Here is a 14,077-nt window from a genome sequence, read left to right as displayed (position 1 = left end):
GCCGGACCGGTGCAGCCGCGAAATTGGGGCGGATCATCCGCCAAGGGGAGCGAGCAATGGATTTTGGCAGGATTTCACGACGTCGTGTGTTGCAGGGCGGCGCGGCCCTCACCCTCGGCGCGCCAGCGGGCCTCCGCCCGGCCTTCGCGGCCGAGACCACCATCGGTTTCATCTATGTCGGCTCGCGCGACGACTACGGCTATAACCAGGCGCACGCACAGGGCGCCGCGGCGCTGAAGAAGATTCCCGGCCTCAAGGTCATCGAGGAAGAGAAGGTGCCGGAGACCGATGCGGTCGAGAAGACAATCGAGTCCATGATCAATCTCGATGGCGCCACCCTGCTCTTCCCGACCTCGTTCGGCTACTACAATCCGCACATGATCAAGATGGCCACAAAATACCCGAAGCTGCGCTTCGAGCACTGCGGCGGCCTCTGGAGCGACAAGGACCCGAAAAATGCCGGCAGCTATTTCGGCTATATCGACGAGGCCCAGTACGTCTCGGGCATCGTCGCCGGCCTGACGTCGAAGAGCGGCAAGCTCGGCTTCGTCGCGGCAAAGCCGATCCCGCAGGTGCTGCGCAACATCAACGCCTTCACACTTGGCGCTAGGTCCGTCAATCCGAAGGCCACCACGCAGGTGATCTTCACCGGCGACTGGTCGATGCCGGTCAAGGAAGCCGAAGCCACCAACAGCCTGATCGACCAGGGCGTGGACGTGCTCACCTGTCACGTCGATGGCCCCAAGACCATGGTCGAGAACGCCGCGCGGCGCGGCGCCTTCGTCTGCGGCTATCACACCAACCAGTCCGCACTGGCACCCAAGTCCTATCTCACCGGCGCCGAGTGGAATTGGGAAGCGCTCTATCCGAAGTTCGTCAAGATGATCGCCTCCGGTGAAGGCATCCCGAATTTCTACCGCGGGGGTCTGAAGGAAGAGATCGTGAAGGTCTCGCCCTACGGCGAGGCAGTCTCGGCGGAAGCGCGCAAGGCTGCGGAAGAGGCCAAGGCAAAATTCCTGTCCGCGGATGGGTTTGCCATCTTCAAGGGCGGCCTCGTCGACAACAAGGGCAAGACCGTCATCGCGGCCGGCACCGATCGCGGCCAAAAGGACCCTGAACTGGAGAAGATGGACTATCTGGTGGAGGGCGTGGTCGGAGCGACTTCGTGACGGCGGAAGCAGCGGATTCTGCCGAAGCGGTCGGGGCGATCGCCCCGGCCGCCGATCCAGGCTTTCTCCAGCGCTACGGCGCGAGCATCGAATACGTGCTGATCCCGGGCGCGGCGCTGGCCGGCGCACTCGTGGTCTTCGGCATCTTCGTTGCGATGTTCGGCAAGAACCCGCTCGATCTCTATTTCTACATGTACTACGGCGCGTTCGGCACCTGGTTCTCCTGGCAGAACACGCTGACGCGCGCTGCCCCCTTGATCCTCACCGCACTCTGCACGGCGCTGCCCGCGCAACTCGGCATGGTCATCATCGGCGGCGAAGGTGCGCTGCTGATCGGCGCGCTGTCGGCGACCAGCGCCGCACTCGCGCTCCAGGGCCTGCCGCCGCTCGTGGTGCAAATCGCCATGGTCATCGCCGGCGTGGTCGGCGGCGGCTTGTGGATCATGCTGGCGGGCGGCTTACGTCAGTATCGCGGCGTCAACGAGACCATCTCGAGCCTGCTGCTGGTCTACATCGCGCTCGCGATCCTCAATCATCTCGTCGAAGGCGCGATGCGCGATCCCGCCAGCCTCAACAAGCCGTCGACCCGCGAGATCGGCGCGGCCAACATGATCGGCTCCATTCCCGGCACCGACGTGCATTGGGGGCTCGTGTTCGGCCTGATCGCCGCGGTCGCCGCGTACATCCTGATCTATCACACCGTATTTGGCTTCGCCGCGCGCGTTGCCGGCGGCAACGTTCGCGCCGCAAAGATCGTCGGCCTCGGCGTCAGCAAGCTCATCCTGACCATCTGCTTCCTTGCCGGCGGTGCCGCGGGCCTTGCCGGCATGGTCGAGGTCGCCGCGGTGCAGGGGCGCACCAATGCCAATCTCGCGGCCGGCTACGGCTTCACCGGCATTCTCGTCGCTTTCCTTGCACGGCAAAATCCGCTCGCCATCATTCCCGTCGCGATCCTGCTCGGCGGCATCAGCGCCAGCGGCGGCCTGCTGCAGCGGCGCCTCGGGCTGCCCGACGCCTCCGTGCTGGTGCAGCAAGGCATCATCTTCGTCTTCGTGCTGGCCAGCGATGCGCTCTACGGCCGCATCGGATTCCTGAAAGGCAATTCCTGATGCCCGACGGATCGATTGGGCTCTGGACCGTCCCGCTCGCCGTGCTCGGCGGCGCCATTCGCGTCTCGACGCCGTTCCTGTTCGTGAGCCTGGGGGAATGCATCACGGAGCGCTCAGGGCGCATCAATCTCGGCCTCGAAGGCACGCTGGTGATGGGCGCGATGAGCGCCTACGGCATTTCCTACCTCTCCGGCTCGCCGTGGCTCGGCGTGCTCGCCGCCGGCATCACCGGTGCGCTGCTCGGCGCGCTTCATGCCGGCATCTGCTCACTGCCGCGCGTCAATGACGTCGCTGTCGGCATAGCCTTGATGCTGTTCGGCACGGGGCTCGCCTTCTATCTCGGCAAGCCGTTGATCGAACCCACCGCACCACGGCTTCCCGCCATCGATTTCGGCTGGTGGAGCGACGTCCCGCAGGTGCGCGCTGCACTTCGCGTCAACGTGCTGTTCCTGATCGGCGTCGCGCTTGCACCGCTTCTCTATTGGGCTTTCCGCACCACGCGCTGGGGCTTGCTCATCCGCACCGCCGGCGAGAGCTCTGACGCCGCGCGCGCGATGGGCCATTCCGTGCTGTTGATTCGCCTGCGCGCGACCATGGTCGGCGGCTTCCTCGCCGGCATCGGCGGCTCGTTCCTGTCGCTGTTCTATCCAGGAAGCTGGAACGAGGGTCTCTCATCAGGCCAGGGCATCACCGCGGTCGCGCTCGTGATCTTCGCGCGCTGGGATCCGCTGCTCTGCCTGTGGGCCTCGCTCGCCTTCGGCGGCGCCGCGGCGCTGGGACCGGCGCTGCAATCGGTCGGCGTCACGTCCGGCTATCACCTTTTCAACGCCGCGCCGTACATCCTGACGCTGGCGATCATGATCATCACCTGCTCGCCAAAACGCACGCTGACCGGAGCCCCGGCCGAATTGTCGATCACCCGCTAGAGAGCACGATCATGCCCGAGCGCTATATCAAGTCCGAGCCCTACGCCTGGCCCTACAATGGCGATCTCCGCCCGGAGAACACTGCGCTGATCATTATCGACATGCAGACCGATTTCTGCGGCGTTGGCGGCTATGTCGACAAGATGGGCTACGACCTCTCGCTGACACGGGCGCCGATCGAGCCGATCAAGAGGCTCCTCGCGGCGATGCGCACACAGGGCTTTCACATCATCCATACCCGCGAGGGTCACCGCCCCGATCTCTCCGACTTGCCCGCCAACAAGCGCTGGCGCTCGCGCCAGATCGGCGCCGGCATCGGCGATCCCGGCCCGTGCGGCCGCATCCTGGTGCGCGGCGAGCCCGGCTGGGACATCATCGAGGAACTGGCACCGCTGCCAGGCGAGCCCATCATCGACAAGCCCGGTAAGGGCTCGTTCTGCGCCACCGATCTCGAGCTGATCCTGCGCGTGCGCGGCATCGAGAACATTGTGCTGACAGGCATCACCACCGACGTCTGCGTCCACACCACCATGCGCGAAGCCAACGATCGCGGCTTCGAATGCGTGCTGCTGCACGATTGCTGTGGCGCCACCGACAAGAGCAACCACGACCATGCGCTGAAGATGATCAAGATGCAGGGCGGTGTGTTCGGCGCCGTCTCGACCTCGGACGCGTTCATCGGAGCGATTTCGTGATCATCGGCGAGCCGACTCCGCCCGCAGGCGCCTTCGGCGTCGACGCCATCGCCATGACCATGCGCTTCGGCGACTTCCTGGCGCTGGACAATGTCGAGCTGAAGGTGCGCCCCGGCTCGTTCCATGCGCTGCTGGGCGAGAACGGTGCCGGCAAGTCCACTCTCGTGAAATGCATCATGGGCTATTACCACGCAACCGAGGGCGACATCCTGGTCGGCGGCCGCGAGCAGGCGATCGCCAATCCAAAGGACGCCCACGCGCTCGGCCTCGGCATGGTCTACCAGCATTTTACGCTGGTGCCGGCGATGACGGTTGCCGAAAACCTCGTGCTTGCTCGCGACGACGTGCCGGCCGTGCTGAACTGGCCGAAGGAGATGAAGCAGCTCGAGGCGTTCCTGGCGCGGATGCCTTTCAAGGTGCCGCTCTCGGCAAGAGTCTCCGACATTTCGGCGGGCGAGCGGCAGAAATGCGAGATCCTCAAGCAGCTCTACCTGAAGCGCCGCTTCCTGATCCTGGACGAGCCGACCTCGGTGCTGACGCCCGCCGAAGCGGACGAGGTATTGGGCATGCTCCGCGACATGGTCGTCAGGGGCGAGCTGACGATCCTGATGATCACCCACAAATTCCGCGAGGTCATGGCCTTCGCTGACGAGGTCACCATCCTGCGCCGCGGCAAGCTCGCCGGAGCCGGCAAGGTTTCCGAGCTGACGCCGGATGCAATGGCCCGGACCATGATCGGCGCCGAGGAGCTGACCGTGCAGCCGCCGCGCACCGGCGACGCCGGTCACACCAGGCTGGAGCTGCAAAGGCTCCGCGCGATCGACGATGCCGGCGCCATCGCCGTGCACGACGTTTCGCTGACGGTGTGCGCCGGCGAAATCGTCGGGATCGCCGGGGTCTCCGGCAACGGCCAGCGACAGCTCGTTGAAGTCCTTGCCGGCCAGCGCGAAGCCGAGAGCGGCAAGATCCGCGTAGCTGGCGATGCCTATCATGCCAGCCGCGAAGAAATGCGGCGCCACAGGATGTCGCTGCTGCCCGAGGAGCCGCTGAAGAACGCCTGCGTCGGCGGCATGAGCGTCGCCGACAACATCGCGTTCCGCGAGTTCGACCGGGCACCCTTTGCCAGCGGCGGCTGGTGGCTCAACCGCGGTGCTTTCCGCGACGATGCGAAGAGGAAGATCGGCCAGTACAAGATCAAGACCCGCACGCCCGATACGCCGATCTCGGCGCTGTCAGGCGGCAACGTCCAGCGCGCCGTCCTCGCTCGCGAGCTGGCGGGCGACGTCGAGGTCCTGATTGCGGCCAATCCCTGTTTCGGCCTCGACTTCGCGGCTGTGGCGCAGATCCATGCCGAGATCATGGCCGCCCGCAACCGCGGCGCAGCGGTGCTGCTCGTCAGCGAAGACCTCGACGAACTGCTCGAACTCTCCGACCGGCTGGTGGTGATGTTCAACGGCGAATTCGTGTATGAAGCACGGACCAGCGAGGCCGACCTCACGGAGGTCGGCCGGCACATGGCGGGGCATTGACTGATCGTTTGAGCATGATCTTTTCGGAAAACCGCTGCACACTTTTCCGGATCATGCTCTAGGAGGATAGATGGACGGCGCATCAGAGCGCGACGAGCACTTCCTGCGTCTGTCGTTCGCGGTCGCCCGCCGCTCGCTCAGCCATGGCAACCATCCATTCGGCTGCATCGTCATCGATGCGGACGGCAAGGTGCTGATCGAGACCGAGAACGGCTACATGCCGGACCGCGACGGCACCGCGCATGCCGAGCGCCTCGCGGCGACGCAGGCCTGCCGCACGCTCGGACGCGAGGTGCTGATGACTGCCACGCTCTATTCCTCGGCCGAGCCGTGTGCGATGTGCGCCGGCGCGATCTACTGGGCCGGAATCGGGCGCGTGGTCTATGGCCTCAGCGAACACCGCCTGCGCGGCGTCACGGGCAACCATCCGGAGAACCCGACACTCGACCTGCCATGCCGCGAGGTCTTTGCCCGCGGCCAGCGCCCCACGGTGGTTGTAGGGCCGCTGCTGGAAGACGAAGCCGAAGGGCTGCACGATGGCGCGTGGACGAAGTAAGCAGCGCTGCAAATTCGAAACCGTAGTGCCGTAGGGTGGGCAAAGGCGCTCTTGCGCCGTGCCCACCATCGCAACGCGATGGAAGCAGAAGTTGGCGGGCACGCTTCGCTTTGCCCACCCTACGATTCCGCGGGAGTACGTAGGATGACGCCACGCATTCCTGCCCGGCGCCATTCGAGACCTGGAGACCCCAACGATCAGAACTTCACCGTCACGCCACCGTAAACCGTCGACTCCGTGCAGCTGTTGGTGCTCTGGCCGGTCGCGGCCACCGTGCAGACGCCGGGCATGGCGTTGTGGTCGAGACCGAACTTGTTCTGCCAGTAGCGGTAGGCCACCCAGAGGTCGACGAAGTGCGAGTACTTGTCGCCCCAAGCCGCCTTCGAGGCGTCGAAGGTCAGGCGGATCGGCTCGCTGTTGAGCTCGGTCTTGGACGCCGTGGAGAACCGGCCGACGCCCGACAGCGCAGGAAGGCCGTTCGAATCGCCCTTCGGCCCGTACCAGCCGGCGCGGCCGCTGATCGAGAAGTACTGCAGGCTCGGCGGCAGGAAGCCGAGGTCCATGTAGTAGTTGATCTCGACGGCCCAGGTCGGCCGATAGCTGACGTTGCCGTCCGAGTTACAGGTCACGCCCGCGATGCCGGCACCGAACAGGCCGCACTGGGTGAAGGCGTTGTGATTCAGGAACTCGTAATACATCAAGGGCGCGACGTTGATGTAGCCCTTGTAGGGAAGGTCGAAGGCGAACTGCAGACCAGCGACGACGTCGCGCTTGGCGGGCGCGAGGAAATTGTTCTCGGTGTTGCCGTCCATGCCGACTTCGAACGAGATGTTGTGCAGCGGCCCCATGGTGAAGGTTTTGGTGTTGAACAGCTCGTTCCAGCCGAAGGTCGAGCGGAACAGGCCGTAGATTTCGGTGGCGCCGGCGCAATCGCCAACGCCGCCGGTGATGGTTACCCCCGGCGCGACGCAAGGGCTGGCGGGATCGTTGTGACCCGACTTGAACATCGAGATCGTGAAGAAGTTGGTGCCGTAGGCCCACAGGTCGAAATGCGTGAACGAGTAGACCTGCTTGGCGGTGGTGCCGTTGATGCTGCCGTCGGGACGGACGCTCCACATGCCGGGATCGGTGCCCTTCGGCATCCAGGAGAACGACACGCGATTGTCGATCACCAGGAAGAACGGCAGGTCGGGCGCCTTCTTCGCTGCCTTGACCGGCAGATCCGCCGCGAGAGCCCGGCCACCATTGGCTAGCACAGCAAGTGACAGCGCCGCTGGTGCAATTGCCTTGAAACGAAACGACATCCTGAATACCCCCAAGTTTGGACGCGCAAAAAAATCAACGCCCTGGGTGCAACACTTGCTGCGATCTCCCGGAGTGAGAAGCCTCAACTTTTTACAGGGCATGCCGCTTGTTTCGGCAGCGGACAGCAATTCCCTGCGGTGTCCCGGGGCTTTCTTGTGCTCCGCCGCTACCTGCGTGCGGCAGCGCGACGCTCGCGCCAAGCCGAACATTCCTGCCTGATTTTGTTTGGCTTTTACGAATTTCTGGAAAACTGAATATGATCGTCCGTCACCGCCGCCGAGCCGATCGCAGATTGCGTAGCCGCGCTGGCGCAAATTTGCGCAACGTCACCTCGCCCCTGCACAGCGGGTTCCGATTTGGCGTAGACCGTCACAAATTTGCAACAGGCCGCTTGCGGGTGCCGACAGTCAGGAGGTCGATCGGAAATGCGAGGCCGGCGCCTCGGGAGGCCGGATCGCGTGCCGAAGCGTTGAGCAAGGGATGACGCTTTTTCGCATCTTACGCAGCGGCGCAAACTAGCCCACAATTGAGGCACTTCATCCCCATGCAAGCACATCAGCGAATGTTCGATCCAACGCCCAACGGCCCGCATTCCGGCGAGTCCCCGCTGCTCCAGACGATCGGGCTCACCAAGCGCTACGGCGATTTCCTCGCCAATGACTCGATCGACGTCGACATCTGGCCGAAGCAGATCCACGCGCTGCTCGGCGAGAACGGTGCCGGCAAGTCGACGCTGGTCAAGGCGATCTACGGATTGATCCAGCCCAGCGCCGGCGAGATTCGGTGGCAGGGTGAACGCATCGCGCTGTCCGGTCCCTCGCAAGCCCGCAGCCGCGGTATGGGCATGGTGTTCCAGCACTTCTCGCTGTTCGACAATCTCACCGTCGCCGAGAACGTCGCGCTTGGCCTCGACGGAAGAGAGGCCTTCAAGGACATGTCGGCGCGGCTGGAGCAGGTGTCGAAGACCTATGGACTGCCGCTCGATCCCAAGCGCGAGGTCTGGCAATTGTCGGTGGGCGAGCGGCAGCGCATCGAGATCGTGCGCGCGCTGATGCAGGACCCGAAATTTTTGATCCTGGACGAACCCACCGCGGTCCTGACGCCGCAGGAGGCCGACCAGCTCTTCATCGTGCTGGAGCGGCTCAAGGCCGAAGGCCGCGCCATCCTCTACATCAGCCACAAGCTCGAGGAGGTGAAGCGTCTCTGCGATACCGCGACGATTCTGCGCGGCGGCAGGAAGGTCGAGACCTCTAATCCCAGGCTCGAGACCGCGGCCTCGCTCGCGCGGATGATGGTCGGCAGCGAGATTAAGCAGGTGAAGGCGGCATCCGGCCGGAAGACCACGGTGCCGCGGCTCGTCGTCAACGATCTCTCGCTCGCCCCAGCCGAGGCGCATGGCGTGCGGCTCGAGCACATTTCGTTCGAGCTGAAGGGCGGTGAGATCCTCGGCATTGCCGGCGTTGCCGGCAACGGCCAGGATGAACTGTTCGCCGCACTGTCCGGCGAGCGCCTGTCCAGGGATCCCGGCACCGTGGTGATCGACGGCATCGCCGCAGGGCATCTGTCGATCACCCAGCGCCGCAAGCTGGGCGCAGCCTTCGTGCCCGAGGAGCGGCTCGGCCACGGCACGGCGCCGCGCATGAAGCTGTCGGAGAACGCGCTGCTCACCGGGCATGCGGCCAGCGGCATGGTTCATCACGGCTTCATCGACACCGCGGCCACGCTGAACACCGTCGACCGCGCGACCGAGACGTTCGACGTCCGCAAGGCCAAGCGCGATCCGGAAGCAGCATCCCTCTCCGGCGGCAACCTGCAAAAATTCATCGTGGGACGCGAGATCTTGCGCAACCCGGCGGTGCTGGTGGTGAGCCAGCCGACCTGGGGGGTCGATGCCGGCGCCGCCGCCGTGATCCGCCAGGCGCTGCTCGATCTCGCAACATCAGGCGCCGCCGTACTGGTCACGAGCCAGGATCTCGACGAGCTCGCAGAGATCGCAGACCGCATCGCCGTGATGTTCCACGGCCGGCTATCCGCGCCGCTCGCCACCGGTGATGCGAGCCGCGAGAAGCTCGGCCTTCTCATGGGCGGCAGCAGCTTTGAGCCGAACGAGGCCGCGCATGCAGTTGGTGCTTGAGAAGCGCGCCGAGCGCTCCAACACGATCGCGCTCATCTCGCCGCTGATCGCGATCGGCCTGACGATCGCCACCATGGTCATCCTGTTCGCGATTCTCGGCAAGAATCCGCTGCTGGCCCTGCACGCCTATTTCATCGCGCCGCTCACCGACGGCTACTCGCTCCAGGAGATCGCGGTGAAGGCGACGCCGCTGGTGATGATCGCGATCGGGCTGTCGCTCTGCTATCTCGCCAATGCCTGGAACGTCGGCGCCGAAGGCCAGTTCCTGATCGGCGCGGTCGCCGGAAGCTGGATCGCGGTGAAGACGCAAGGCACCGACGCCGGCGCCTGGGTACTGCCGGCGATGCTCGTGCTCGCGGCTGCCGCGGGCGCGCTGTACGCGCTGATCCCGGCGATCTGCAAAGTGAAGTTCGACGCCAGTGAAATCCTGACCAGCCTGATGCTGGTCTATGTCGCCGATCTTTTCCTCGATTATCTCGTTCGCGGCCCCTGGCGCGATCCGCACGGTTTCAATTTTCCGACCACGGCCGAGTTCGATCCGGTCGCAACCGTGCCCCTGCTGATCGAAGGCGGCCGCCTGCATCTCGGCTCGATCATCGCCCTGCTCGTCGTCGCGGCGGCGGCAGTGCTGCTTCGGCGAACGATCAAGGGCTTCGAGATCCGCGTGGTCGGCGCTGCGCCCCGCGCTGCACGATTCGGCGGCTTCAATGCCAACCAGCTGGTCATCCTCACCTTCGCGGTCTCGGGCGCGCTGGCGGGTCTCGCCGGCATCATCGAGGTCGCCGGCCCGGTCGGGCATCTCCAGCCCGGCATCTCGCCCGGCTACGGCTTCACCGCGATCATCGTCGCCTTCCTCGGTCGGCTGAACCCGCTTGGAATATTAATTGCAGGACTTTTCCTCGCGCTGACCTTTATCGGCGGCGAGCAGGCACAGATCGCGATGAAGATCCCGTTGGATGTCACCAAGGTTTTCCAGGGCATTTTGCTGTTCTACGTGCTCGCCTGCGATTCCCTCATCCTCTACCGCTTCAAGCTGGTCTTGCCGAACCGACAGGTGGCCCGTGGAGCTGGTTGAAGCCATCATCCTCTCGGTGCTTGCCGCATCCACCCCGCTGCTGATCGCGGCGACCGGCGAGCTCGTGGCCGAGCGCTCCGGCGTGCTCAATCTCGGGGTCGAGGGCATGATGATCGTCGGCGCGGCCTGCGGCTTTGCCGACGCGTGGCTGACCGGCTCGATTCTGGTTGGCGCGCTGTTCGGCATCGTCGCGGGGACGCTGATGTCGCTGGTCTTCGCAGTGATGGCGCTCGGGCTCGCCGTCAACCAGGTGGCAACGGGACTGGCGCTGACCATCCTTGGCATCGGACTCTCGGGCCTGATCGGGGCCGGCTTCGTCGGCGAGCGCATCACGCCGGCGGCGCACCTCATCATTCCCGGCCTCACCGACGTTCCGCTGATCGGCCGCGTGCTGTTCGGCCAGGACGCCTTCGTCTATTTTTCCATCGCGCTCATCATCGGCGTCTGGTGGTTTCTGTACCGCACGAGGGCGGGACTGATCCTGCGCGCCTGCGGCGACAACCATGTCTCCGCTCATGCGCTCGGCTATCCCGTGCTGCGCATCCGTACCCTCGCCGTGATGTTCGGCGGCGCCTGCGCCGGGCTTGCTGGCGCCTACCTGCCGCTCGCTTATACTCCGTTCTTCATTCCCGGCATGACCGCGGGCCGCGGCTGGATCGCGCTGGCGCTCGTCGTGTTCTCGTCGTGGCGGCCGGGCCGGCTTGTGGTCGGCGCTTATCTGTTCGGCGCGGCGACGATCCTGCAACTGCATGCGCAGGGCTGGGGTGTCGGCATTCCCTCGCAATTCATGTCGGCGCTGCCTTATCTCGCAACCGTCATCGTGCTGGTGCTGTTGTCCCGCGCGCGCACCGGCGGCTCGACCGCGCCGGCCGCGCTCGGCACCGTGTTCGTGCCTGACCGCTGAAGTTTTTCCGCGAGATGCGCGATGGGGCGCGCACCTGGCGGATCGTGGCTTTCCCCTGATGTTTGGAGATTGACGATGAGGAAATCACTTCTTGCGCTGGCTGCCGGCCTTCTGCTTGCCGGAAGCGTCGGCGCAGCCTCGGCCGCCGACAAGCTGAAAGTCGGCTTCATCTACCTCGGTCCGATCGGAGACTTGGGGTGGACCTACCAACATGAGCTTGCCCGACAGGCGCTGGTGAAGGAGCTCGGCGACAAGATCGAGACCACTTATCTGGAGAACGTCCCTGAAGGCCCCGACGCCGAGCGCGCCATCGAGCAGCTCGTCCGCGCCGGCAACAAGCTGATCTTCACGACGTCGTTTGGCTACATGGACCCGACGCTGAAGGTCGCCAAGAAATATCCGAACGTGCATTTCGAACACGCCACCGGCTACAAGCGCAACACGAACATGTCGACCTATTCGGCCAAATGGTATCAGGGCCGCTACATTCAAGGCCTGATCGCGGCCAAGATGTCGAAGTCAGGCGTGCTCGGCTACATCGGCTCGTTCCCGATTCCCGAGGTCGTCTCCGGCATCAATGCGACGATCCTAGCGGCGCAGACCATCAACCCGAACATCAAGGTCAAGATCATCTGGGCCAACACCTGGTTCGATCCGGGCAAGGAGGCCGATGCCGCCAAGGCGCTGATCGACCAGGGTGCGGACGTGATCATGCAGCACACGGATTCGCCAGCGGCGATGCAGATTGCCAGCGAACGCGGCAAGCTCGCCTTCGGCCAGGATTCGGAAATGATCAAGTTCGGGCCGAAGACCCAGCTGACCTCGATCCTCGACACCTGGGGCCCGTACTACATCGAGCGCGTCAAGGCCGAGCTCGCCGGCACCTGGAAGTCCGAGGACACCTGGGGCGGCCTCGACAGCCACATGTTCGCGATGGCGCCCTACACCAACATGCCTGACGACGTGAAAAAGATCGCCGAGGATGCCCAGGCCGCGATCACCGCGGGCAAGCTGCATCCGTTCAAATGCCCGGTCACTGGGCAGGACGGCAAGCCAGTCGAATGCAAGGGCGGCGATCACCTCGACGACGGCCAGATCCTCGGCATGAATTTCTATGTGAAGGGCATCGAAGACAAGCTGCCGGGCAAGTAGCACGGTTCTTGCACCGACTAAATCACCTGCTCCTCCCGGAGGAGGTCCGGAGGGGGTGGCCAGAAGCACCCGGCACTTGTGGTCGCCCCCTCTTTCAATTTTCGGCTTGATTATCCCGCATGCATGGCCCGCGCCGCGGCGCTGTGGCGGCGGATGAGATCGGGGACATCAAGGCCCGGGATGGCTCCGTCGACCACGGCCCATTTCCCCGCGACCATCACCCGATCGGCCCGATGCGCCCCGCATAGCACCAGTGCGGCCAAGGGATCGCCGTGGCCGGAGAAGCGCAGCTCGTCCAGCTTGAACAGCGCGAGATCGGCGGCCTTCCCGACGGCAATCTCGCCGAGCTCCGGCCGGCCGACGCAGGCCGCCGAGCCCTTGGTGGCCCAGCGCAGCGCGTCCTTGTGGCTGACTTTGCTCACGCCATAGCGGGCGCGTTGCAGCAGGAACGCCGCGCGCACCTCCTGCATCAGATTCGATCCGTCGTTCGAGGCCGAGCCGTCGACGCCCAGCCCGATGCCAACGCCCGCCGCCTCCATATCGCAAACCGGGCAGCAGCCGGACGCCAGAATCTGATTGCTGCAGGCGCAATGGCTGATGCTGGTCCTAGCCTTGCCGAGCCGCTTCATTTCGTCGGCGTTGAAAAATATGCCATGCGCAAGCCAGGTCCGTGCGTTGAGCCAACCGCATTGATCGAGATAATCGAGCGGGCGGCAGCCATACATCTCCCCGCAAAATCTGTTCTCGTCCTCGGTCTCGGCAAGATGCGTGTGCAGGCGCACGTCGAGCTTGTCGGCGAGCTCGGCGGTGGCGCGCATCAGCGACGTCGTCACCGAGAACGGCGAGCAAGGCGCCAGCGCGATCTGCACCATCGCATCCGCGCCGCGCTGGTGATGATTTGCGACCACACGGGCGCTGTCGGCGAGGATCGTATCCTCGTCCTGCACGACGCTGTCAGGCGGCAGCCCGCCGTCGCGCTGTGACAGGTTCATCGAACCGCGCGTCAGCAGCACGCGCATGCGGAGACGCTTTGCCACGGCCACCTCGATATCGACGGCGTCCTCCAGTCCCGCCGGGAAGACATAATGATGGTCCGTCGTCGTGGTGCAGCCCGACAGCAGCAATTCGGACATTGCCACCGTGACGCCGAGCTCAAGCGCTTCCGGCGTCAGCTTCGTCCACACCGGATAGAGCGCCTGGAGCCAGGGAAACAGCTCGCGGTCCATCGCCGCCGGCAGCGCTCGCGTCAGGGTCTGGTAGAAATGATGATGGGTGTTGATCAGGCCCGGCAGCACGACGTGCTCACCCGCCTCGAACAGCGCGACATCCGCCATTGCCGGCATGCCGCCGGTAGGCACCAGCTCGACGATGCGGCCATCCTTGACCACGATACCGCGCTCGGCGCCGTCCCCGAGGATGGCGAGAGGATCCTTGATCCAGACCGGCTTTGCGTCGTTCATGATCCCGCTTCTCCTCATATTCGCGCGAGCGGCACCAATGCGGCCAACTGCCCGAACGCCGTT

Annotated in this window: 12 protein-coding genes; 10 read left to right on the top strand and 2 right to left on the bottom strand. The window is 64.8% G+C overall.

Going from position 1 to position 14,077, the window contains the following annotated elements; genetic code table 11:
* The first annotated feature begins 56 nt into the window (after window positions 1-56).
* The 6 genes from JJB99_RS13090 to JJB99_RS13065 all read left to right on the top strand — a co-directional run bounded on the left by JJB99_RS13090 (window position 57) and on the right by JJB99_RS13065 (window position 5,984).
* The gene (locus tag JJB99_RS13090) at window positions 57-1,169 is read left to right on the top strand and encodes a BMP family ABC transporter substrate-binding protein (protein WP_200499139.1); all 1,113 of its coding nucleotides are present in this window, start codon (window positions 57-59) and stop codon (window positions 1,167-1,169) included.
* Window positions 1,166-2,278, top strand: a complete 1,113-nt coding sequence (locus tag JJB99_RS13085) for an ABC transporter permease (RefSeq protein WP_200499138.1) — start codon at window positions 1,166-1,168, stop codon at window positions 2,276-2,278. The genes JJB99_RS13090 and JJB99_RS13085 overlap by 4 nt, the downstream gene beginning before the upstream one ends.
* A complete protein-coding gene (locus JJB99_RS13080; RefSeq protein ID WP_200499137.1) occupies window positions 2,278-3,204 on the top strand; it encodes an ABC transporter permease in 927 nt (308 codons plus the stop codon). The genes JJB99_RS13085 and JJB99_RS13080 overlap by 1 nt, the downstream gene beginning before the upstream one ends.
* 11 nt (window positions 3,205-3,215) lie before the next feature.
* Window positions 3,216-3,899, top strand: a complete 684-nt coding sequence (biuH, locus tag JJB99_RS13075; protein ID WP_200499136.1) for a biuret amidohydrolase — start codon at window positions 3,216-3,218, stop codon at window positions 3,897-3,899.
* A complete protein-coding gene (locus tag JJB99_RS13070; RefSeq protein WP_200499135.1) occupies window positions 3,896-5,428 on the top strand; it encodes an ABC transporter ATP-binding protein in 1,533 nt (510 codons plus the stop codon). Before biuH ends, JJB99_RS13070 begins: the two co-directional genes overlap by 4 nt.
* 70 nt (window positions 5,429-5,498) lie before the next feature.
* Entirely contained in the window at window positions 5,499-5,984 is a 486-nt protein-coding gene (locus tag JJB99_RS13065; RefSeq protein ID WP_200499134.1) for a nucleoside deaminase, read from the top strand.
* A gap of 197 nt (window positions 5,985-6,181) precedes the next feature.
* Here JJB99_RS13065 and JJB99_RS13060 read toward each other — a convergent pair whose 3' ends face one another.
* Complete coding sequence (locus JJB99_RS13060; protein ID WP_200499133.1) at window positions 6,182-7,288, bottom strand: hypothetical protein; 1,107 nt, start codon at window positions 7,286-7,288, stop codon at window positions 6,182-6,184.
* 563 nt (window positions 7,289-7,851) lie between these two features.
* On the opposite strand from JJB99_RS13060, the gene JJB99_RS13055 reads away from it, so the two are divergent.
* The 4 genes from JJB99_RS13055 to JJB99_RS13040 all read left to right on the top strand — a co-directional run bounded on the left by JJB99_RS13055 (window position 7,852) and on the right by JJB99_RS13040 (window position 12,554).
* Window positions 7,852-9,423: an ABC transporter ATP-binding protein gene (locus JJB99_RS13055; RefSeq protein WP_433995765.1), complete on the top strand. Its 1,572-nt coding sequence runs from the start codon at window positions 7,852-7,854 to the stop codon at window positions 9,421-9,423.
* Entirely contained in the window at window positions 9,407-10,498 is a 1,092-nt protein-coding gene (locus JJB99_RS13050; RefSeq protein WP_200499131.1) for an ABC transporter permease, read from the top strand. Before JJB99_RS13055 ends, JJB99_RS13050 begins: the two co-directional genes overlap by 17 nt.
* Window positions 10,485-11,402, top strand: a complete 918-nt coding sequence (locus tag JJB99_RS13045) for an ABC transporter permease (RefSeq protein ID WP_200499130.1) — start codon at window positions 10,485-10,487, stop codon at window positions 11,400-11,402. The genes JJB99_RS13050 and JJB99_RS13045 overlap by 14 nt, the downstream gene beginning before the upstream one ends.
* Window positions 11,403-11,477: 75 nt before the next feature.
* On the top strand, window positions 11,478-12,554 hold the full coding sequence (locus JJB99_RS13040; RefSeq protein ID WP_200499129.1) for a BMP family ABC transporter substrate-binding protein: 1,077 nt from the start codon (window positions 11,478-11,480) through the stop codon (window positions 12,552-12,554).
* A 110-nt stretch (window positions 12,555-12,664) separates the two neighbouring features.
* Here JJB99_RS13040 and JJB99_RS13035 read toward each other — a convergent pair whose 3' ends face one another.
* The gene (locus tag JJB99_RS13035; RefSeq protein ID WP_200499128.1) at window positions 12,665-14,014 is read right to left on the bottom strand and encodes an 8-oxoguanine deaminase; all 1,350 of its coding nucleotides are present in this window, start codon (window positions 14,012-14,014) and stop codon (window positions 12,665-12,667) included.
* Window positions 14,015-14,077 lie beyond the last annotated feature (63 nt).

The sequence above is a fragment of the Bradyrhizobium diazoefficiens genome, assembly GCF_016616235.1.
In the GTDB taxonomy this organism is placed as follows: domain Bacteria; phylum Pseudomonadota; class Alphaproteobacteria; order Rhizobiales; family Xanthobacteraceae; genus Bradyrhizobium; species Bradyrhizobium diazoefficiens_H.
Note: the sequence above shows the minus strand (reverse complement) of the source record. Positions and strands in the feature narration are given on the sequence as shown.

Excerpts from the sequence above, each read along its gene's own strand:
- JJB99_RS13090 (WP_200499139.1), top strand. The coding sequence starts at position 57 with ATGGATTTTGGCAGGATTTCACGACGTCGTGTGTTGCAGGGCGGCGCG.
- JJB99_RS13080 (WP_200499137.1), top strand. The coding sequence starts at position 2,278 with ATGCCCGACGGATCGATTGGGCTCTGGACCGTCCCGCTCGCCGTGCTC.
- biuH (WP_200499136.1), top strand. The coding sequence starts at position 3,216 with ATGCCCGAGCGCTATATCAAGTCCGAGCCCTACGCCTGGCCCTACAAT.
- JJB99_RS13065 (WP_200499134.1), top strand. The coding sequence starts at position 5,499 with ATGGACGGCGCATCAGAGCGCGACGAGCACTTCCTGCGTCTGTCGTTC.
- JJB99_RS13060 (WP_200499133.1), bottom strand. The coding sequence starts at position 7,288 with ATGTCGTTTCGTTTCAAGGCAATTGCACCAGCGGCGCTGTCACTTGCT.
- JJB99_RS13055 (WP_433995765.1), top strand. The coding sequence starts at position 7,852 with ATGTTCGATCCAACGCCCAACGGCCCGCATTCCGGCGAGTCCCCGCTG.
- JJB99_RS13050 (WP_200499131.1), top strand. The coding sequence starts at position 9,407 with ATGCAGTTGGTGCTTGAGAAGCGCGCCGAGCGCTCCAACACGATCGCG.
- JJB99_RS13040 (WP_200499129.1), top strand. The coding sequence starts at position 11,478 with ATGAGGAAATCACTTCTTGCGCTGGCTGCCGGCCTTCTGCTTGCCGGA.
- JJB99_RS13035 (WP_200499128.1), bottom strand. The coding sequence starts at position 14,014 with ATGAACGACGCAAAGCCGGTCTGGATCAAGGATCCTCTCGCCATCCTC.